The sequence below is a fragment of the Erythrobacter neustonensis genome (genome assembly GCF_001663175.1).
Lineage (GTDB): Bacteria > Pseudomonadota > Alphaproteobacteria > Sphingomonadales > Sphingomonadaceae > Erythrobacter > Erythrobacter neustonensis.
Genome location: NZ_CP016033.1, coordinates 1224455 through 1242654 on the forward strand (window position 1 = coordinate 1224455; position 18200 = coordinate 1242654).

The 18200-nt window shown below is 64.3% G+C and carries 20 protein-coding genes; 13 read left to right on the top strand and 7 right to left on the bottom strand.

The window, feature by feature from the left end; genetic code table 11:
* Positions 1 to 150 precede the first annotated feature (150 nt).
* Both A9D12_RS05780 and A9D12_RS05785 read right to left on the bottom strand, forming a co-directional pair.
* A complete protein-coding gene (locus A9D12_RS05780; RefSeq protein ID WP_068350448.1) occupies positions 151 to 903 on the bottom strand; it encodes an SDR family NAD(P)-dependent oxidoreductase in 753 nt (250 codons plus the stop codon).
* Between the two features lie 6 nt (positions 904 to 909).
* Positions 910 to 2337 (bottom strand): aromatic ring-hydroxylating oxygenase subunit alpha, encoded by a 1428-nt coding sequence (locus tag A9D12_RS05785; protein WP_068350449.1) that lies wholly within the window; start codon positions 2335 to 2337, stop codon positions 910 to 912.
* A 94-nt stretch (positions 2338 to 2431) separates the two neighbouring features.
* On the opposite strand from A9D12_RS05785, the gene A9D12_RS05790 reads away from it, so the two are divergent.
* On the top strand, positions 2432 to 2965 hold the full coding sequence (locus tag A9D12_RS05790; RefSeq protein WP_068350450.1) for a VOC family protein: 534 nt from the start codon (positions 2432 to 2434) through the stop codon (positions 2963 to 2965).
* A gap of 234 nt (positions 2966 to 3199) precedes the next feature.
* Here A9D12_RS05790 and A9D12_RS05795 read toward each other — a convergent pair whose 3' ends face one another.
* The gene (locus tag A9D12_RS05795; RefSeq protein WP_068350451.1) at positions 3200 to 4009 is read right to left on the bottom strand and encodes a helix-turn-helix transcriptional regulator; all 810 of its coding nucleotides are present in this window, start codon (positions 4007 to 4009) and stop codon (positions 3200 to 3202) included.
* Positions 4010 to 4143: 134 nt separating this feature from the next.
* On the opposite strand from A9D12_RS05795, the gene A9D12_RS05800 reads away from it, so the two are divergent.
* Positions 4144 to 5751 carry an AMP-binding protein gene (locus tag A9D12_RS05800; protein ID WP_068350452.1) on the top strand — a complete coding sequence of 536 codons (1608 nt, stop codon included), beginning with the start codon at positions 4144 to 4146 and terminating at the stop codon, positions 5749 to 5751.
* A gap of 55 nt (positions 5752 to 5806) precedes the next feature.
* Here A9D12_RS05800 and A9D12_RS05805 read toward each other — a convergent pair whose 3' ends face one another.
* Both A9D12_RS05805 and A9D12_RS05810 read right to left on the bottom strand, forming a co-directional pair.
* A complete protein-coding gene (locus A9D12_RS05805) occupies positions 5807 to 6742 on the bottom strand; it encodes a CPBP family intramembrane glutamic endopeptidase (protein WP_068350453.1) in 936 nt (311 codons plus the stop codon).
* Positions 6739 to 7218, bottom strand: a complete 480-nt coding sequence (locus A9D12_RS05810; protein ID WP_082925619.1) for a MarR family winged helix-turn-helix transcriptional regulator — start codon at positions 7216 to 7218, stop codon at positions 6739 to 6741. Before A9D12_RS05810 ends, A9D12_RS05805 begins: the two co-directional genes overlap by 4 nt.
* A gap of 616 nt (positions 7219 to 7834) precedes the next feature.
* Here A9D12_RS05810 and A9D12_RS05815 point away from each other — a divergent pair.
* From A9D12_RS05815 to A9D12_RS05830, 5 genes are all read left to right on the top strand, one after another.
* Positions 7835 to 9868 (top strand): ribonucleoside-diphosphate reductase subunit alpha, encoded by a 2034-nt coding sequence (locus A9D12_RS05815; protein WP_068350455.1) that lies wholly within the window; start codon positions 7835 to 7837, stop codon positions 9866 to 9868.
* Positions 9869 to 9946: 78 nt separating this feature from the next.
* The gene (locus tag A9D12_RS14635) at positions 9947 to 10135 is read left to right on the top strand and encodes a hypothetical protein (protein ID WP_156522802.1); all 189 of its coding nucleotides are present in this window, start codon (positions 9947 to 9949) and stop codon (positions 10133 to 10135) included.
* A gap of 73 nt (positions 10136 to 10208) precedes the next feature.
* Entirely contained in the window at positions 10209 to 11255 is a 1047-nt protein-coding gene (locus A9D12_RS05820; RefSeq protein WP_068350456.1) for a ribonucleotide-diphosphate reductase subunit beta, read from the top strand.
* Positions 11252 to 12529: an ATP-binding protein gene (locus A9D12_RS05825; RefSeq protein ID WP_068350457.1), complete on the top strand. Its 1278-nt coding sequence runs from the start codon at positions 11252 to 11254 to the stop codon at positions 12527 to 12529. The genes A9D12_RS05820 and A9D12_RS05825 overlap by 4 nt, the downstream gene beginning before the upstream one ends.
* 135 nt (positions 12530 to 12664) lie before the next feature.
* Positions 12665 to 13036, top strand: a complete 372-nt coding sequence (locus A9D12_RS05830) for a DUF1294 domain-containing protein (protein ID WP_068350458.1) — start codon at positions 12665 to 12667, stop codon at positions 13034 to 13036.
* Positions 13037 to 13049: 13 nt separating this feature from the next.
* On the opposite strand, the gene A9D12_RS05835 is transcribed toward A9D12_RS05830, so the two are convergent.
* Positions 13050 to 13700 carry a hypothetical protein gene (locus A9D12_RS05835; protein WP_068350459.1) on the bottom strand — a complete coding sequence of 217 codons (651 nt, stop codon included), beginning with the start codon at positions 13698 to 13700 and terminating at the stop codon, positions 13050 to 13052.
* Between the two features lie 108 nt (positions 13701 to 13808).
* On the opposite strand from A9D12_RS05835, the gene A9D12_RS05840 reads away from it, so the two are divergent.
* Entirely contained in the window at positions 13809 to 14057 is a 249-nt protein-coding gene (locus A9D12_RS05840) for a YdcH family protein (protein ID WP_068350460.1), read from the top strand.
* Positions 14058 to 14111: 54 nt separating this feature from the next.
* On the opposite strand, the gene A9D12_RS14640 is transcribed toward A9D12_RS05840, so the two are convergent.
* Positions 14112 to 14282 carry a hypothetical protein gene (locus tag A9D12_RS14640; protein WP_156522803.1) on the bottom strand — a complete coding sequence of 57 codons (171 nt, stop codon included), beginning with the start codon at positions 14280 to 14282 and terminating at the stop codon, positions 14112 to 14114.
* A gap of 152 nt (positions 14283 to 14434) precedes the next feature.
* On the opposite strand from A9D12_RS14640, the gene argB reads away from it, so the two are divergent.
* The 5 genes from argB (at position 14435) to A9D12_RS05865 (ending at position 18160) form a co-directional block, all read left to right on the top strand.
* Positions 14435 to 15358: an acetylglutamate kinase gene (argB, locus tag A9D12_RS05845; protein WP_068353784.1), complete on the top strand. Its 924-nt coding sequence runs from the start codon at positions 14435 to 14437 to the stop codon at positions 15356 to 15358.
* Positions 15359 to 15491: 133 nt separating this feature from the next.
* Positions 15492 to 15773: a YggT family protein gene (locus tag A9D12_RS05850; protein ID WP_068350461.1), complete on the top strand. Its 282-nt coding sequence runs from the start codon at positions 15492 to 15494 to the stop codon at positions 15771 to 15773.
* Complete coding sequence (folD, locus tag A9D12_RS05855; RefSeq protein WP_068350462.1) at positions 15773 to 16684, top strand: bifunctional methylenetetrahydrofolate dehydrogenase/methenyltetrahydrofolate cyclohydrolase FolD; 912 nt, start codon at positions 15773 to 15775, stop codon at positions 16682 to 16684. Before A9D12_RS05850 ends, folD begins: the two co-directional genes overlap by 1 nt.
* 27 nt (positions 16685 to 16711) lie before the next feature.
* Complete coding sequence (locus A9D12_RS05860; RefSeq protein ID WP_068350463.1) at positions 16712 to 17494, top strand: Cif family virulence factor; 783 nt, start codon at positions 16712 to 16714, stop codon at positions 17492 to 17494.
* A gap of 42 nt (positions 17495 to 17536) precedes the next feature.
* Positions 17537 to 18160, top strand: coding sequence for a MarC family protein (locus A9D12_RS05865; RefSeq protein WP_068353786.1), 624 nt, complete (start codon positions 17537 to 17539; stop codon positions 18158 to 18160).
* Positions 18161 to 18200: the final 40 nt, after the last annotated feature.

Genomic DNA, 18200 nt, shown 5'->3' on the forward strand with positions numbered 1-18200 from the left:
CCCTCCCGCGCTTTTCATGACAGCACACATGGCATTCATGCCCGTGTCGCTGCAATGGCCCCGGACGCGATCATGGCAGGATCTGCACAAGATGTGGTTAATCGGGGCGCGAGCACGCCGTCCGGCCCCGACACCGGCCCTGACAGGGGATCAGAGCGTCTGCCCGTCGTCGAGCACGAAGTTGGCGCCGGTGACGAACTCGGACGCCTCCGAACACAGGAACAGGATCATCGCATCCAGCCCGTCTTCGCCCATCAGTCGCCGCTTGGGGAATTTGGCGATCTGGCGTTGCCCGCCCTCGGTATCGAACCAGGCATCGTTGATCGGGGTGCGGATATAGCCGGGCGAGACGGTGTTGACGTTGATGCCGCTGCGCGCCCATTCGCGCGCCAGCGTGCGCCCCGCCTGCACCACACCTGCCTTGCTCGCGGCATAGGCGACGAGGCCGGGCGAAGGTTCGGTGGCGGTAATCGAGGCGATCAGCACGATCCGGCCGTTCGTCACCTTGTGCGCCAGCATCCGCCGCGCGCCTTCGCGGGCGGTCAGGATCGCGCCTTTCAGATTGATCGCGAGCGTTCGTTCGATCTCCTCCTCGGAGATGGCGGTCGCCATGCCTGCGCCGTCCACACCGGCATTGGCGATCACGGTATCGACCGGCCCGAACGCCGCTTCGGCCGCATCGAAGCCGGCGACGATATCCGCCTCGCGCGCGACATCCATCGTGACCGCGGCGGCAGCCGAGCCGATTTCCGCCGCGAGCGCCGCCAGCCGGTCGGCCCGCCGTGCGCCCAGCGCCACCTTCGCGCCGCTCGCGGCAAGCATGCGCCCGAACCGGGTGCCAAGGCCCGACGACGCGCCGGTGACGAGCGCGGTGCGCCCCTGAAGATCGAACGAAAAGCCCATGCGCGCTTACTGGACCGCAGGCAGCGTTCCGTCGATATATTTCATCAGCGTGGTCTGGAAGTGGCGCACGCGGCTGTCCTGATAGTGGCCCAGCTCCATCAACCCGTCCTTCATCGCCTTCATGCCTTCCTGCACGTAGGGCAGATTGGCCATGTCCTGATCGAACACATTGGCAAGCTGCGGACCCATGATGTCGTTCGCCCAGGCGAAGGGCTCATCGTCCGGGATATAGGTCGGCGCCACCGCGCGGGGGCGCTGCTCGCCCTTCTTGGTGGGGAACAGCAGGCGGATTTCCATGATACACCAGTCAGGGGTGTCGCCCGGCAGCCAGCGGTAGACCAGCGTTGGCAGGAAGCCGATCCACGGCGCGAAATTGGGGAAGATGTTGTAGGTGAAATTGTCGAGGATTTCGGTGTCGGCGGCGTCCGAATAGTCATGGCCGTAATTCTCGGCAAAGCCCTTGCGCCCGGCTTCGGCCAGCACCTTGCGCGCGGCGAGCGGATCGTCGGCGTCGTAGCCGTCGACCGGCTGTTCGCTGGCGTTGAAACGGCGGTTGGTCTTGGCATCGTCGCCGCCCGAAAACTCGTTCATCTTTTCGAGCACATAGTCTGAATTCTTGCCCTTCACGTGCGGGCTGAGAACCCCGGAGGGCGTGATCGCGCGGTTGAAGTGGTCGCCGATCAGATCATACCGCGTGTTGGCATCGCCGAGGAAGGCAAGCAGCTGCGGGTGCGTGGTGATCGAGTGCCAGGCTTCCATGAAGGCCTCGGCGGTGGCTTTCCAGTTGGCAGGGATCTTCTTCTGCACCCACATCCCGGTGTAGCGGTTTGCAAAGTCGTAGCGTTCGTAATGCGAAGCCGCCGGGCCAAGCCAGGTCTTGAAATCGGGCAGATCGTGGTTCTCGGTGAGCATCACGAAGCCCTGCCACAACTCGACGCGCGCTTGCGGCAAGTCCATGTCCTTGGCCGCGAGGTGCTTGAAATCCCATGCGCAGGGGATTTCCTTCAACGACCCGTCGTTCCTCCAAGTGAAGCCGTGGAAGGGGCAGCGCAGTTGCACCGACGGCCCGCTTGCGGTGCGCAGCTTGCGCCCGCGGTGGAGGCAGGCGTTGTAGAAGGCCTTCACCCCGCCGTCCTTCTGGCGCACCAGCAGGAAGCTTTTGCCCGCGATGTCGAACACCACCGTATCGCCCGCATCGGGCATTTCATCCTCGCGCGCGGCGAACAGCCAGACATTGGGCCACATCCGCTCGCGTTCGGCCCTTGCGAATTCCTCGGAAATATAGGGCGCCACGGGCAGCGGATGGTCGCCCATGTCGATATGCGATTCTTCGAACAGGTAATCGGGCGCGCGGCGGGTGTCGCCGTTGAGCATGTCGGTATAGCTGAGCCCCGGGCAGCGATCGCCGCGGGCGATATCCTTGATCTCGTTCATCCTGCTCGCTCGTCCTCGCACTTTGCAGAGTGTCTCGAAAACGGAATATCACACAGCTTCGGCGCGAGGACACCCTAGCGGATTGGAGAGGAAGATGGGCCTTCAGGGGAAGATCGCAGACCTTGGGGCGATCATGCAACTGGCCTTCGTGCCGGCAGATTTCGACGCGGCGGTGCGGCACTGGACGGGAGTGATGGGGGTGGGGCCGTTCTTCCTCATCGAAGGCATCCATCTTGAAGGGATGAAATACCGCGGGGCACCGACCGAGGCGGTATTCGATCTGGCGCTCGCCTATTGGGGCGACATGCAGATCGAACTGATCCGCCCGCGGGACGATCACCCCTCGATCTACCGCGGGGAATATGGCGCGACCGGTAACGGGCTGCACCACGTGTGCATCCTGGTCGACGACCTCGCCCACGCCCGCGCCGTGTGTGAGGCGGAAGGGGCCGAGGTGGTGATCGAGGGGGCGTTCGGCACCAGCGAGGTGATCTATGTCGATGCCGGGGGCGGGCCGGGGACGCTGGTTGAGATACTCCAGCAGGCTAAGGACGGCCCCGACCTGTTCGGGATGATCAAGGCCGCGGGCGTGGGCTGGGATGGATCGGAGCCGCTGCGGCGTTTATGACTTTCCGCACGCCCTTGCGGGCGCGCGGTCCTCGCTCATGCGACCTGACGGTCGCGTCGCTGCGGGCGCCCGTTCGGGCTTGCGACGCCTGCGGCGTCGAACCATCCCCACCCGCTTATGGAAGCGCTGTATCGGCCCGCAGGGCCGCGAGCGCACGCGCGCGAGCCGCAGGTGCTCCGTAGCGAAGCGGAGGAAACAGCACCGAGGAAGACCCCGCGGAGGCGGGGTCGCAAATCAATCGCTCGCCCCCAGGTATCCCAGCTGCCCCGCCTTGAAGATCGTCTGCGCGCGGTTGACGCTGTCCAGCTTCTCGCCTGCGCGGTGTATATGGTAGCGGATCGTCGCGTGCGACCGGCTCAAGATCATGCTGATCTCCTTGTCGGTCTTGCCGATCGCCGCCCAGCGCAGGCACTCGACCTCGCGCTTGGACAGCACGCAGTCCGACGGGATGCGCCGCTTGGTGCGGTTGGCCTGGACGTAGCCGGCGACGAAGCAGCGCGTCACCATCGCGAACAGCGCGCCATATTCGGCGAACTCGGCCGAGAGGTCTTCCTTTTCCTTGTCCATGCTGATGAAGCTGCTGGCCGAAATCTGGCCGAAAGGCAGATGCACCGGGATCACGATCGCCGCCTTGCACAGCGCGCGCCGTTCGAAATCGTTGAGTTCGATTTCGGCAAGATAGTGATTGCGCCAGCGCGTGTTGAACCCGTGGCGGCTGACCCAGAACGGCTCGCTTTCATAGCGGCACGCGCGCGGCAGCGGCGAATGGAGCGCAAGGCGGTGATCCTCCCACCAGCGCGCGCCGTCATCCAGCCAGCGGAAGATGTCGGCGTTGAGGATCGTGCCGTCGGCATCGACCATCGGCTCCTTCGAGGAGATGTCGTCGCACACCGCGATCTGCATGCCGCGTTCCTGCGCGATCCGGGCCAGATTGACTGCGGCATCGTGGATGTCTTCGGTGCAGGTGATCGTGACCTGTTCGAGCAGCAGATCGAGCGATTCGCGACCTTGCGGCGTGCGCAGTTCGACAACATTCGTAGCCATTGCCGGGCCTTGCTCCTCTCTTTGTTTTCTGATTCGGGAGTGTAACGGAAAGATCCGCATTGTCCCTGATCATTTACCTAGGGGAAAGCGGGCCGCACCGGGGCTAGCGAAAGAGACAGGGAGAGATACCGGGCATGGCATTTTCGGGCGCGAATTTCGGCGGGGTGTTGAAAGCATTGGCGGCGGCGATCGCGCCCGGTCGACCCGCGCTGGTGCACGGGGACCGCGTCGTCACCTGGGGTGAGCTCGACGCGCTGAGCGACAGCATCGCCGCAGGGCTCGCCGCGCGCGGGCTGCGCCCCGGCGACATTGCCGGACAGGCGCTGCGCAACACGCCCGACTATCTCATCGCCTGGTTCGGCTGCGTGAAGGCAGGGGTGGTGCCGGTCAACGTCAACTACCATTACCGCCCGCGCGAACTGGCCGATATCTTCACCCGCTTCGGGTTGAAGGCGCTGTTCACCGAAGCCGAATTTGCCGGCGACACGCGCGCCGCCATGCCGCAAGGGGCGCTGACCGTGGAGGTGGGCAGCGCGGACTGGGCGGGTTTGTGCGACACGCGTGTCGGCACGGATTTCGCGGTCCACGATGATCCCGCCGCCTTGTTCCTGACCGCGACGGGCGGCACCACCGGCATGCCCAAGGCGGTCATGTGGCCGATGGATCAGGCGTGGCAAGCGTTCAACATCGGCGTCTGGCAGCGCCCGCCGGGCACACCGCCGCTGGTGGCCGGCTCGCTCGACGATCAGATCGCCGAAGCCGTGCGGATCACGCCTGATCACCCCGCCAGCACCTCGCCGCTGTTGCTGCTTTCGCCGCTGATGCACGGGGCGGGGCAATTTACCGCGGTGATCCACCTGCTCAAAGGCGGCACGCTGGCGCTGCTGCCCGCGCCCAGGTTCGATGCCGATCTGGCACTGGATGAAGCCGCGCGGCTCGGTGCGCGGGGAATGTTCATCGTCGGCGATGCCTTTGCGTTGCCGCTCGCCGACCGGCTTGATGCGCGGCCTGAACTGGCTCAGGGCCTGTCGCGGCTGCGCCAGATCGTCTCCTCGGGCGCAGTCTTTTCGCCCGCCTTGAAGCAGCGCCTAATCGCGCACTTGCCGCAGCTTACGATCGTCGACGCGCTGGGATCATCCGAAAGTTCGGGCACGGGCGTCGTCATCACCACCGCCGCAGGTTCGAGCGGCGGGGGCAAGTTCCAGCCGCTGCCGGGCCGCGAGACGAAGCTGTTCGATGAAGGGCTGAACGAGATCGCACCGGGCAGCGAGGGCGTGGGCATCGTCGCGCGCACCGGGCCGCTGCCGCTGGGCTATCTCGGCGAGGACGAAAAGAACGCCGCCACTTTCCCCGTGATCGGCGGCCAGCGCTGGCTGATGACCGGTGACCGTGCACGCTGGGCGGCGGACGGCGGCCTCGAATTCATCGGCCGCGACAACATGTGCATCAACACCGGCGGCGAAAAGGTCTTCCCCGAGGAGGTCGAAGCGGTGCTTCTGACCCATCCGGGGGTCAAGGATGTGCGGGTCGTCAGCCTCCCCGACCCGCGGTTCGGCCGCAAGATCGTTGCCGTGGTGCAGCCTGAGGGCGCGGTGGATGATGCCGCGCTCGATGCGCATGCCCGCGCGGGGCTGGCCGGATACAAGATCCCGCGGCGCTACGTCCTCACCGACCGCTCGCTCCGGCTCAACAACGGCAAGCCCGATTACAAGACCGCGCAGGCGATTGCTGACGAAGCGTAGGGAGAGCGTCCGGTCTGCGGTGCCTGTTTAGGTCAATCGGCTGAGGGCGTCGCTTTCAGGCGGTGGCCAAGGCCGCGTGGCTTTCGTCCGCAGGGGATGCGGGGCGCGTGCCGAATCTACCGGCTTTCCAGGAAAGCCACATCGCCGCCAGGCCGACCGTTCCGCAGACCGCAAGCGCGGCCAGCGAGGCTTCCGGTCCGAACGCGCCCCCCGTCAGCCAATCGGGCTGGCCGCTGACCGCTGTGCTGGTCGCGAACGAGGCGCCCAGGCTCCCCCCGGAAACCGCCGCGCCGAACACATACCCTTGCGTGAAGTTCCAGGCCGCATGGATACCGATGGAGATCCAAAGCCGCCCCGTCAGCGCATAGAATGCGCCGAGCATCACGCCCGCCTCGATCGCCAGACAGATGGCGGCGAACAGGCTTGCACCATTGTTCGGCAGATGGCCCGCCCCGAACAGCATCGCCGAACCCACGAAGGCGGCAGCCGGTCCGAACGCGCGCCAGAGCAGGCGGAGAATGACGCCGCGCACCAGCAGTTCTTCGACGATCCCGGCCTCGATAGCAGCTCCCGCCGATTTCCAGGCTGGCTCGAACCCCTTGAAGCTTACCTCGTAAAGCCCGCTGCCTGTCAGGATCGCCATGACTGCGCAGAACATGACCATCCCGAGCAATAGACCGAGCGCGAGTTCGCGCGGCGCTGCGCCGATCGAAAGCTCGGTCGCGGCGCGCTTTTCCACGCAGCGGACAAGCAGGACGTAAACCGCCAGCGCGACGAGCGCGCCGAAGACCCGGGCCATGAAACGCAATTCGGGCGCGTCTTTTGGCAGCGTGTCGCTCATGAATTGTCCGAGCGGGCCGAAAGACAGGACCAGCAGGATGCTGAAGCCGACCATCCAGGCGATGCTGCGAAGCCAGAGCAGGGGGCCCGGTTTCAAGATCCCCTTGTCGCCCAGATCCAGCGACCCGGAATACGTTGCAATACCGCTCATTTTGCGTCCTTTTGTGCGTTCTTCAAAGCTTGTGCGCTGCGAATGCGCTCGTCGAAGCTTTTCGCGTCGAGAGCTTTGATGGCCTCCGCCAAAAGGCCGGTGAGCGGCGTCGGCAAATCATCGTCGAGGCTTTGCGCCGCCATTGCGGTGCAGGCCCAGGCTTTCCGTAATTCGTCCGCGATGGCTCGACCTGCGGGAGACAGGCGCAGCAGCTTCTGCCGGCCGTCGGTGGAGGGTGCCGTCTCGATGAGGCCATCTGCGATCATCAGGGCCACTGTCTGGCTTGCAGCCGGCTGGGTGATGCCCGCGCATTGGGCGACGTCTCCCAGGCTGGACGGTTCCTGCGCCATCAGCGCGCGCATGATCGGGGTGTAGCGGGGCCGGTAGGCCAGGCCCATCGCCGCGTAATTGCGCTGCACTGCGCCATCGAGTAGTTCGATCAAATGCCTCAACTGGGTTCCAAGCGTCATTTGCATAGGCATCTATATAAGCACTTATCTAAATCGGTAAAGCCGCAAATGACGTGCCGGCGATGGCATGGGTTGCAGGATGCTCGTGTTTTTCCGGTGGTGTGGCAAAAACGCACCCCGGCATCGATCGTCTGCCCGCGCGCCCATCGAGAGGCGCAACAATCGCAGCAGGTCGCATGCAAAAGACGCATGGTTGGATAAGCGCCGATCGCTCCCCATATATTTCTTCACAGATTCAGTTTGGGGGTTGCAGGCCGCGCGACTCAAGCTTTGTCCACGCGTCGCGGGTTTTGCGGGCCTGCGTACAATCCCCGATTTGGTAACCGGGGCCTTAATCGGGCGTTGACCTCATCCCGCGGGTGATTCATCATCTAGTGGTTCGGCGCAAATCGGACCCCCAAGCCTTGGTGATCTTCCGCCGCTCTGTCACAGGGCGCCACACGGGAGCGCCATGCCCGCCCAAGGGTTCGCTGCAACGCTGCAACGGGATCGACCGACCTGCCAGCACGTCCGGAAACCGGGCTGCCTGTTGGCAAGTCTGTGGACCCGCCGGTAAAGAACAGAATCGGAACATCGGCTCTTGTGCGATGCTCCCGATTCGGGGGACAAGTGGGGCTGACACATGGATTTCAAGGCGAGCGAAAACGTGCCCGGTGATGCAGTAAATAGCGACGTGACGATGGAACTGGAAACCGGCCGAGGCGCGGGTGATGAAAAGGCTGTAACGATGAAGACCTCCGATACCGGTTCCGATGCGCTGATCGCAGCCAAGGCGGGCGAAGCGCTGGCGGGCGCGATGGCGGCTGCCGCCACCGATGCCGCTGCCAAGGCCGCCGCGTCCGACAGCAAGAAGGTCAACGACCGCCGCTTCACGATTGTCACCGATCCGGCCCGCGACGCGCGTCTCACCGAATTCGGCAAGGACACGCTGACCGACCGCTACCTGCTCCCCGGCGAGGTCTATCAGGACCTGTTCGCGCGCGTCGCCGATGCCTATGCCGACGACGAAGCGCACGCGCAGCGCCTGTATGACTACATCTCGAACCTGTGGTTCATGCCCGCAACCCCGGTGCTGTCGAACGGCGGCACCAACCGCGGTCTGCCGATTTCGTGCTATCTGAACTCGGTCGAGGATAGCCTCGAAGGGATCGTCGGCACCTGGAACGAGAACGTCTGGCTTGCGTCGAAGGGCGGCGGGATCGGCACCTATTGGGGCAATGTCCGCGGGATCGGCGAGCCGGTCGGTTTGAACGGCAAGACCAGCGGCATCATTCCCTTCGTGCGCGTGATGGACAGCCTCACGCTGGCGATTTCGCAAGGCTCGCTGCGCCGCGGTTCGGCGGCGTGCTATCTCGATGTCAGCCACCCGGAAATCGAGGAGTTCCTCGAAATCCGCAAGCCTTCGGGCGACTTCAACCGCAAGGCGCTGAACCTGCACCACGGCGTGCTGCTCACCGACGAGTTCATGGAAGCCGTGCGCGATGGCGCCGAATTCCAGCTGCGTTCCCCGCGCGATGGCAGCGTGCGCGGCACGGTCGATGCGCGCTCGCTGTTCCAGAAGCTGGTCGAAACCCGGCTGGCCACGGGCGAGCCCTACATCGTCTTCAACGATACCGTGAACCGCATGATGCCCAAGCATCATCGCGATCTGGGCCTCAAGGTCTCGACCTCGAACCTGTGCTCGGAAATCACGCTGCCGACCGGCATCGACCACTTGGGCAATGACCGTACCGCGGTGTGCTGCCTGTCGTCATTGAACCTCGAAACCTGGGAAGAGTGGAAGGGTGACAAGCGCTTCATCGAGGACGTGATGCGTTTCCTCGACAACGTGCTGCAGGACTATATCGACCGCGCGCCCGACGAGATGGCGCGGGCCAAGTATTCAGCCGCGCGCGAACGTTCGGTGGGCCTCGGCGTGATGGGCTTCCACTCGTACCTGCAGCAAAAGGGCGTCGCCTTCGAAAGCGCGATGGCCAAAGCCTTCAACCTGCAGATGTTCAAGCACATCCAATCGAAGGCCTCGGAAGCCTCGATGCTGCTTGCGCAGGAGCGCGGGCCGTGCCCCGATGCCGCCGACATGGGCGCGATGGAGCGCTTCAGCTGCAAGATGGCGATCGCGCCGACCGCGTCGATCAGCATCATCTGCGGCGGCACCAGCGCCTGCATCGAGCCGATCCCGGCCAATATCTACACCCACAAGACGCTGTCGGGCAGCTTCATCGTGCGCAATCCGTACCTCGAAAAGCTGCTCGAGAAGAAGGCCAAGAACTCGACCAATGTCTGGAACTCGATCCTCGAGCGCGGCGGCTCGGTCCAGCATCTCGACTTCCTGACGCCGGAGGAAAAGGCGGTCTACAAGACCAGCTTCGAGATTGACCAGCGCTGGCTGCTCGAATTCGCCGCCGACCGTACGCCCTATATCGATCAGGCGCAGTCGCTGAACCTGTTTATCCCCGCCGATGTCGACAAGTGGGACCTGATGATGCTGCACTATCAGGCGTGGGAAAAGGGCATCAAGTCGCTCTACTATCTCCGCTCAAAGTCGGTGCAGCGCGCCGGATTTGCCGGTGGGGTCGAGGCCGACAACACCTCCGAAGCCCCCAAGATCGAGCTCTCCGCCGAGACCGATTACGAGGAATGCCTGAGCTGCCAGTAAGTGCTGGCCGGGCGCGCGGGGGGCTGTCCCCCTGCGCGCCCGCCGCAAGGCATCAGGATCAAGGGGGGGAGAGAAGCCATGAATATACCCGTCGCCGCAGCAATGCTCGGCCTCGCCATCAGCCTGTGGTTCGGCATCGGCGCGTTGCGCGAACTGAAGCGCGATCAGCCCGGCCACTCGCACAATGCCGCGATGATCCACATCGCGATGGTGGCGCTGTTCGTGCCGTTCTGCGTGATCGTGATCATCGCCTACTGGAACGCCTGACCGCGTCCGTCTGAATCCAAATGCGCCCCGCGCGCGTATCCCGTTTGAAGATCAATCTCAGGAGTATCCGCCCATGTCGCTGCTCGAAGCCCGCAACACCTACAAGCCCTTCCAGTACCCCTGGGCCTATGACTTCTGGAAGCGCCAGCAGCAGATCCACTGGATGCCCGAGGAAGTGCCGCTGGGCGAGGATTGCCGCGACTGGGCGCAGAAGATCACCGAGAACGAGCGCAACCTGCTCACCCAGATCTTCCGTTTCTTCACGCAGGCCGATGTCGAGGTGCAGAACTGCTATCACGAGAACTACGGCCGGGTGTTCAAGCCGACCGAAGTCAAGATGATGCTCGCCGCATTCTCGAACATGGAAACGGTCCACATCGCGGCCTATTCGCACCTGCTCGACACCATCGGGATGCCCGAGAGCGAATACAGCGCCTTCCTCGAATACGAGGAAATGAAGGACAAGCACGACTTCCTCGGCCAGTTCGGCGTCGACACCGACGAGGACATTGCGCGCACGCTTGCCGCCTTCGGCGGGTTCACCGAAGGCTTGCAGCTGTTTGCCAGCTTCGCGATGCTGATGAACTTCCCGCGCTTCAACAAGATGAAGGGCATGGGCCAGATCGTTAGCTGGTCGGTGCGCGACGAGAGCCTGCACTGCGAAGGCATCATCAAGCTGTTCCACACCTTCTGTGCAGAACGCCAGTGCCTCACCAAGGCGGTCAAGGAAGACCTGATCGACATCTGCCAGAAGACCGTCCGCCTCGAAGACGCGTTCATCGACCTCGCCTTCGAAATGGGCCCGATCAACGGGATGAGCGCGAAGGAAATCAAGCGCTACATCCGCTACATCGCCGACTGGCGTTTGAAGCAGTTGGGCTTGCAGGAAATCTACATGATCGAGGAGCACCCGCTCCCCTGGCTCGCCCCGCTTTTGAACGGCGTCGAACACGCCAACTTCTTCGAACAGCGCGCGACGGAATACTCGAAGGGCGCGACGCGCGGCGACTGGAACACCGTGTGGTCAAGCTTCGACAAGCGACAGAAGGCGAAGGCGGTGAACGAGGACGGCGTTGAGCTGCCTGAGATTGGGCTGTTTGGGGCTGAGGCTGCGGAATGATTACCGCAACGAAGAAGCCCACTCTTGGTCGAGTGTTTGTGCCCGGCGGCATGCCCGACTTGACCTATGTCCCTCGCACTGAACGTGACCTAGAGCGACGGCTCTCCGAAGTGAGGGACAACTTGTGCAAGCTTGTTGTCGTTACAGGGCCTACAAAGACCGGCAAAACAGTCCTAGTCAGGAAGGTTCTCCGGTCTGACACAAACTTGGTGTGGATAGATGGTGGATTGATTAAATCTGAGGACGATTTCTGGTCCGAATGTCTACATAAAATTTCTGATTTTGTTGAAGTAGAAAGAGTTAGCGAAGTTGGCTCAACGAGCGCTCTTGGAACTAACGCCAAGCTTGAGATTGGCGTCCCAGGTATAAAGGCAACTGTCGGGGGCGATGATAGCCAAGGCCACAACTCGAAAACGATTACCAAGAAGGCTCTCGTAGGTGCGCTTCGCGCTCGAGCTATCCGTGCCATGAGCGATGCTGGCGCTACGCTTGTTATCGACGACTTCCATTACTTGGATCGATCGCTGCAAGGGGAGATCGTGCGCGCTTTAAAGGGCGCAGTGTTCGACGGTTTTCCTGCAGTTGTGATAGCAATTCCGCATCGGCGATATGATGCTGTCAGAGTCGAACGTGAAATGAACGGACGAATTGAACCCATCAAAGTGCCCGATTGGTCGGTGGTTGAGTTAATCGTTATACCCGAGAGGGGCTTTCCCCTTCTAGATTTGGAAATAAGTGAGAAACTGGCGCAACGCCTTGCCGAAGAGGCGTATGGCAGCCCCCATCTTGTACAAGAATTCTGTAAGGAGCTAGGAAAGCGGGCTCTGAATGGGGGGTTCAGAAAAATTGATGAAGTGTTCGATGAGGACGTTTTCCGAGTAATTGCCGAACATACTGGGAAAGTAATTTTTGACAAATTGGCGTCTGGACCTCGTGCCAGAACGGACCGAATTCAGCGTCCGCTTGTTGCAGGTGGATCAGCCGATATTTATCGCGTGGTGCTAATGGCACTAGCTCGACTTGCGCCCGGCATGAACAAGATAGATTACGAGACATTGAGATCTAGTATTCGAGAGATTCTGACCGATGACATACCGCAAGCTCACGAAGTGACACGCGTTCTCGAGAAGATGGCGCAGATTGCCTCAAAGGAGGAGATGTCTGTGAAGGTGCTGGATTGGGACGACGAGGAGCAAAAACTTCATATCACCGACCCGTTCTTCGCTTTTTTTCTTAAGTGGGCTCGAGACCACATTGGTGGCCGAGCCGCGTAAGCGTACTCTCTTTCAACCAGATATTGCTATAGCCAGTAGCCCCCCCTTGCTCAGAGCCGGGGAGGCGGGAACGTCGACGCTCGGATAAGGGCCGCAGAAACTCTCCCGCAACCTCTCCTGCGCTGACCCGTGCGCATGACGTCTGCCGAACTGTTCACCCCCGCCAGTATTGCCACCGCGCTGATCGCCTTGAACTTCCTCGCCTTTGCCGCCTTCGGGATCGACAAGGCCCGGGCCGAGCGGGGGGCTTGGCGAATTTCTCAAGGGACCTTGCTCCGGCTCGCCTTTTTCGGTGGGACGCCGGGCGCCTATGCCGGGCGCGCGCTGTTCCGGCACAAGACGCGAAAGCAGCCGTTCTGCGCCAATCTCCGCAGCATCGCGGTGTTGCAGGTGTTCGCGGGCGTGATGGTGCTGGGCTGTTACAGCTATGGTGATGTGCTGACCGCGCGCGTGCTGGAATCGGGTGCGCTGGATCGTATCACGCAGGACGTCGCCATGCTGGATTGATCCGCGCGCGTCCTCACCACCCCCAAGCCGCGGGCGGCAACGCGACCGGCTTCGCCGCATCGAACTCCACCCGGAAATGCCGCTCGGCCGGCGCGCCGGTTGCGACCGTGCGGCGCAGTTCGTAGGCGTAGATGCCGCCGCGCGTGCCTGCGGGGTCGACCTTGACCGTCCAGACATTGGTGACCGATGCGGCAAGCCCCTCGCGGCGGAACATCGCGATGCTCTCCGCGTCGACCGGGAAGCTTTGCGTGCGCGCGGTGCCGGGGCTGGCGGTGTCGCCGCCATACATCGTCACCGGGTCGGCAGAGCCGTCTTCGTGGCGGTGGTCGTGTTTTAGCCGCAGGCCCTGCGCGGTGCGGGTGATGAGCCAGGTGCGCGAGCGGTCCCAGGTGCCATCAGCATTCCGGACATGGAACGGCACCGCGATCCGGCTGTCGGTGCAGTCGCGCACCGCGATCACCATCGCGCTGCCCGCCAGATCGGCGTCGGCGGCGTCGTTCGTGACCATCCGGCCTGCGTAAGCCTTGCCGCAATGGCTCGACAAGGCTTCCCAGAACGCGGTTTGCGGATCGGGACTGGCAGCGGGGGTCGCGCACGCGGCCAGCAGGGCTGCCGAAGCGAACAGCGCGCAGGCGGCGCGGGTGGAGGCGGTGCGGGTGGTCATCGCCGCGCTTTAGCGCGGTTTTTACCGCCGCGCACCTTTGATCCCGGTCAAAGGCGCAGCGCGCGGCGGGCGCTACACCACGCGCAGACCCGCACGAGGAAGCTGCCGATGTCCGCGCATACGCCGCACGAACTTGCCGATATTTTTCCCGAGGATGCCGACGCGCTGCAACGGCTGAAGCGCGATGACGCGCATTTTGTCCGCCTTGCGCGGCGGCATCACGAGGTCAACCGCGCGGTCCACCGGATCGAATGCGAGGCCGAGGCGGCGAGCGACGAACGCCTCGGCGCGCTGCGTAAGGAGCGGCTGCGCCTGCTCGACGAGATTGCGATGATGCTCGAACAGGTGCCTGCCTAGGCGGCGATGCCTTTGTGTGGGCGGCGTAGCAGGCGATGCGCCGCCCGCGCCCGTTCACGCGCCGGGTTCGCCGCGCGGCGTGGCGCGCCGGTCTTCGCCCGAACGGCGGTCGCCCTTGCGGCGGTCCTCGCCTTCGAAAGGCACCTGTGCGCGGCGGCGATCGCTCTGGCGGCGGCCACCGCCGGCGGGGTCCGCGCCGGCTGTCTTTTCGTCCGTGTCGGCCATGTGGGTCTCTCTCCTGCACGGGTGATATCACCCCGCAGGCATCATGCCTAGGTTGCCGGCTGCCCCGCGCAACCCGGCGCTTGGCCCCGCGCCCGCAGCGCGCTAGGGCGCATGGCCACAGCGCATCACGCGCGCGCACGGGAACCGATGCAGTGACGGACAAGCCATTTCAAGCGCCCCCCCGCTCCGGGGCGGATGCCCCCGATCTTTCCAAGGCCGAAGTGCTGATCGAGGCGCTGCCCTATTTCCAGCGCTATGCCGGGCGCACCTTCGTGGTGAAATATGGCGGCCATGCGATGGGCGATCCGGCCGCCGCGCGCGATTTTGCCGAGGATATCGTGCTGCTGAAGGCGGTCGGCATCAACCCGGTGGTGGTGCATGGCGGCGGCCCGCAGATCGGCCAGATGCTCAAGCGGCTGGGGGTGGAAAGCACCTTCGTCGACGGGTTGCGCGTCACCGACGCGGCGACCGCGCAGGTGGCCGAGATGGTGCTGTCGGGCGCGATCAACAAGGAACTGGTCGACTGGATCGCCGCTGCCGGGGGCAAGGCGATCGGGATTTCGGGCAAGGACGCAGGGCTGGTGACCGCGCGCAAGGTGACGCGCACCACGCGCGATCCCGACAGCAATATCGAACAGGCGGTCGATCTGGGCTTCGTCGGAGAGCCCGCAGCGGTCGATACCACGGTGATCGACACGATGGTCGCCGCCGGGATGATCCCGGTGATCGCGCCGATCGCGCGCGGCGATGACGGGGCGACCTACAACATCAACGCCGACACGATGGCCGGCGCGATCGCCGCGGCGCTGGGCGCGGCGCGATTGTTCCTGCTCACCGATGTCGCAGGCGTGCTGGGCGCGGATGGCGAACTTTTGTCCGATCTCACCCCCGCGGACATTGCGCAATTGCGCGAAGACGGGGTGATCCGCGGCGGCATGGTGCCAAAACTGGAAACCTGCGTCGCCGCTGTGGAATCAGGCTGCGAGGCGGCAGTGGTGCTCGACGGGCGGGTGGGGCACACGATGCTGCTCGAATTCTTCACCGCGCGCGGTGCGGGCACGCTGGTCAGGGTGTAGGGCCCGCCGTCCCGCCGGCTTGCACAGCGCTGCGCGGGAACTCACATATGGCGCGAGGCGTATTAACCCGCTAATACGGCCCGGCAGGGACTTTATCAGGGGCGCCTGGCCCCATGAATGGAAATGGACAGCAATGACCGGAGCACTGGTTGAAATCCTCGGCATGGTGATCAGCACCGCCAACATGCTGCTGATCGTATGGTTCATCATCGGGCTGCTTTTCGCCTTCAACGTGGTCAGCCCGAGCAACCAGTTCGCTTTTGCGGTGCATGATGCGCTTTCCCGCCTGTTCGAGCCGGTGTTGCGCCCGATCCGCCGGGTGATGCCCGATACCGGCGCGATCGATTTCTCGCCGATGGTGTTCATCCTGCTGCTCAATGCCGTGGGCTCGCTGCTCAGCCGGGTGCCGTACTGATGGGCGAGGGCGCAGCACAAGCCGGGGTGCGGATCGACGGCAAGGCCTATGCCGAACGCCTGCGCGCGCGGATCGGCGCGGCGGCAGCGGCTTTCGCGCCGCTCGCCGCGCGCCGGCCCGGCCTTGCCGTGGTGCTGGTGGGCGAGGATGCGGCAAGCCAGGTCTATGTCGGCGCGAAGGCACGCGCCTGCGAGGAAGCCGGGATCGCCAGTTTCGAGCACCGCCTGCCCGCGACCACCAGCGCGGCTGAACTGCTGACGCTGATCGAGCGGCTGAACCGCGATCTGGAGGTCGATGGCATCCTCGTCCAGCTTCCCCTGCCGCAGGGGCTCGACGAACAGGCGGTGATCGCCGCGATCGATCCCGACAAGGATGTCGACGGGTTCCATGTCATCAACGCAGGGCGTCTTGCGGTGGGGCAGGAGGGCTTCGTCCCCTGCACCCCGCTGGGTTGCCTGATGCTGCTCAAGGATCAGCTTGGCGACCTGTCGGGAATGGACGCGGTGGTGATCGGCCGCTCGAACATCGTCGGAAAGCCGATGGCGCAATTGCTCACCGATGCCAACGCCACGGTCACGCTGGCGCACAGCCGGACGAAAGACCTCGCCGATGTGGTGCGCCGCGCGGATATCGTGGTCGCCGCGGTGGGCCGCCCGGAAATGGTGCGGGGCGACTGGATCAAGCCGGGCGCGACCGTGATCGATGTCGGGATCAACCGCCTGCCCCCGACCGATGACAAGCCGAAGGGCCGGCTGGTCGGCGATGTGGCCTATGGCGAAGCTGCGGCTGTCGCAGGCGCGATCACCCCGGTGCCGGGCGGGGTCGGGCCGATGACGATCGCGGTGCTGCTGCGCAACACGCTGGTCGCCGCACACCGCCACGCTGGGCTGGAGCTGCCCGCCGACCTGTAATTCCCGCCCGCAATCACGGAGAAACCGATGCGCCGCACCCGTTCTGCCACAGCCATTCTGCTGGCCGCGCCGCTGGTGTTGAGCGCGTGTGTCGGCGGCGGTGGCGGCGCGCCCAAGCCGACCAAGCGGCAGGCCGCGATGATCGACCGCGCGCTCGCCAGCGCGCCGGGGGCCGCACAGCCCAGCACCATCGTCGCCACTGAGATCGCCTTTGCCCGCGCGGCGAAGGAGCAGGGCCAATGGACCGCCTTCCGCCAGTTCGCCGCGCCCGGTGCGCAGCTGCACGGGGGCAAGGGGCCGTTCGAAATCCTCCCCTGGCTCGCCACGCAGACCGATCCGGCGCAGGCCGTCGACTGGAAACCGCGCGCCGTGGTGATGAGCTGCGACGGTGCGCTCGCGGTCAGCCAGGGGCGGTCGCGCGATCCCGATGGGATCGTCGGCAATTTCGTTACCGTGTGGCAGCGGCAGGCGGACGGGCGCTATCTCTATGTCTTCGATGCGGGCGGCCCCGATGTGCCGCAGCCGCCGCCGCGCAAGGTAATCGAGGACGGCGATATCGTGGTGACCGAGATCGATGCGGTGCAGGGCATGGTCGCTTCCTGCCCGCGCGGCGGCGCGGCGATCCCGCCACCGCCCGCGCTTGGCCCCGACGAGGCGGGCAAAAGCGGCACCAGCCTGTCGCAGGACGGCACGCTGCGCTGGCGCTGGACGCATACCGGCAACGGCACGCGCGGGTTCGTTGCGGATTACTTCTATCAGGGGCGCTGGGTGACCGCGATCGAACAAAATCTTGTGCGCGGGGCCGATTGATGTGAGGGGATGGGCTGAACCATCCAGAAGAAGCCCGCAGTGCTGACCGAACTTTTCCTTTCCGCCTTCGTCACGCTGTTCGTGGTGATCGACCCGCCCGGATGCGCGCCGATCTATGCCGGGCTGACCAAGGGCGCGACCGCGGCGCAGGCGCGCAGCATGGCGCTGCGTGCGACCTTCATCGCCGCGATCATCCTGCTGATCTTCGCACTGTTCGGCCAGCAACTGCTGGGCGCGCTGCATATCGAGCTCAATTCCTTCCGGATCGCGGGCGGATTGATGCTGTTCTTCATCGCTTTCGACATGGTGTTCGAAAAGCGCACCCAGCGCCGCGAGGAGCGCGCAGAGAAGATCGCCGCGACACCGGAGGTCGAGGATGTCTCGGTCTTCCCGATGGCGATGCCGATGCTTGCCGGGCCGGGCGCGATCGCGGCGATCATGCTGCTGATGAACGAGGCCGATGGATGGGCCGAGATGAGCCAGGTGCTCGCCGCACTCGCCGCAGTGCTGGCGATCACGGCGGCGGCGCTGGTTGCGGCAGGCCCGCTGATCAGGCTTTTGGGCGACAAGGTCGAGGCGGTGATCACCCGCCTGCTGGGCGTGCTGCTGGCCGCGCTCGCGGCGCAATATGTGATCGATGGATTGAAGGGCAGTTTCGGGCTCTAGCCTGCGCGCCTGCGCCGGATTAAGGGCGCGACAAGTTTTC

Bases quoted from the DNA above. Each gene is read 5' to 3' on its own strand.
- A9D12_RS05780 (WP_068350448.1), bottom strand. From the start codon at position 903: ATGGGCTTTTCGTTCGATCTTCAGGGGCGCACCGCGCTCGTCACCGGC.
- A9D12_RS05785 (WP_068350449.1), bottom strand. From the start codon at position 2,337: ATGAACGAGATCAAGGATATCGCCCGCGGCGATCGCTGCCCGGGGCTC.
- A9D12_RS05790 (WP_068350450.1), top strand. From the start codon at position 2,432: ATGGGCCTTCAGGGGAAGATCGCAGACCTTGGGGCGATCATGCAACTG.
- A9D12_RS05795 (WP_068350451.1), bottom strand. From the start codon at position 4,009: ATGGCTACGAATGTTGTCGAACTGCGCACGCCGCAAGGTCGCGAATCG.
- A9D12_RS05800 (WP_068350452.1), top strand. From the start codon at position 4,144: ATGGCATTTTCGGGCGCGAATTTCGGCGGGGTGTTGAAAGCATTGGCG.
- A9D12_RS05805 (WP_068350453.1), bottom strand. From the start codon at position 6,742: ATGAGCGGTATTGCAACGTATTCCGGGTCGCTGGATCTGGGCGACAAG.
- A9D12_RS05810 (WP_082925619.1), bottom strand. From the start codon at position 7,218: ATGCAAATGACGCTTGGAACCCAGTTGAGGCATTTGATCGAACTACTC.
- A9D12_RS05815 (WP_068350455.1), top strand. From the start codon at position 7,835: ATGGATTTCAAGGCGAGCGAAAACGTGCCCGGTGATGCAGTAAATAGC.
- A9D12_RS14635 (WP_156522802.1), top strand. From the start codon at position 9,947: ATGAATATACCCGTCGCCGCAGCAATGCTCGGCCTCGCCATCAGCCTG.
- A9D12_RS05820 (WP_068350456.1), top strand. From the start codon at position 10,209: ATGTCGCTGCTCGAAGCCCGCAACACCTACAAGCCCTTCCAGTACCCC.
- A9D12_RS05825 (WP_068350457.1), top strand. From the start codon at position 11,252: ATGATTACCGCAACGAAGAAGCCCACTCTTGGTCGAGTGTTTGTGCCC.
- A9D12_RS05830 (WP_068350458.1), top strand. From the start codon at position 12,665: ATGACGTCTGCCGAACTGTTCACCCCCGCCAGTATTGCCACCGCGCTG.
- A9D12_RS05835 (WP_068350459.1), bottom strand. From the start codon at position 13,700: ATGACCACCCGCACCGCCTCCACCCGCGCCGCCTGCGCGCTGTTCGCT.
- A9D12_RS05840 (WP_068350460.1), top strand. From the start codon at position 13,809: ATGTCCGCGCATACGCCGCACGAACTTGCCGATATTTTTCCCGAGGAT.
- A9D12_RS14640 (WP_156522803.1), bottom strand. From the start codon at position 14,282: ATGGCCGACACGGACGAAAAGACAGCCGGCGCGGACCCCGCCGGCGGT.
- A9D12_RS05850 (WP_068350461.1), top strand. From the start codon at position 15,492: ATGACCGGAGCACTGGTTGAAATCCTCGGCATGGTGATCAGCACCGCC.
- folD (WP_068350462.1), top strand. From the start codon at position 15,773: ATGGGCGAGGGCGCAGCACAAGCCGGGGTGCGGATCGACGGCAAGGCC.
- A9D12_RS05860 (WP_068350463.1), top strand. From the start codon at position 16,712: ATGCGCCGCACCCGTTCTGCCACAGCCATTCTGCTGGCCGCGCCGCTG.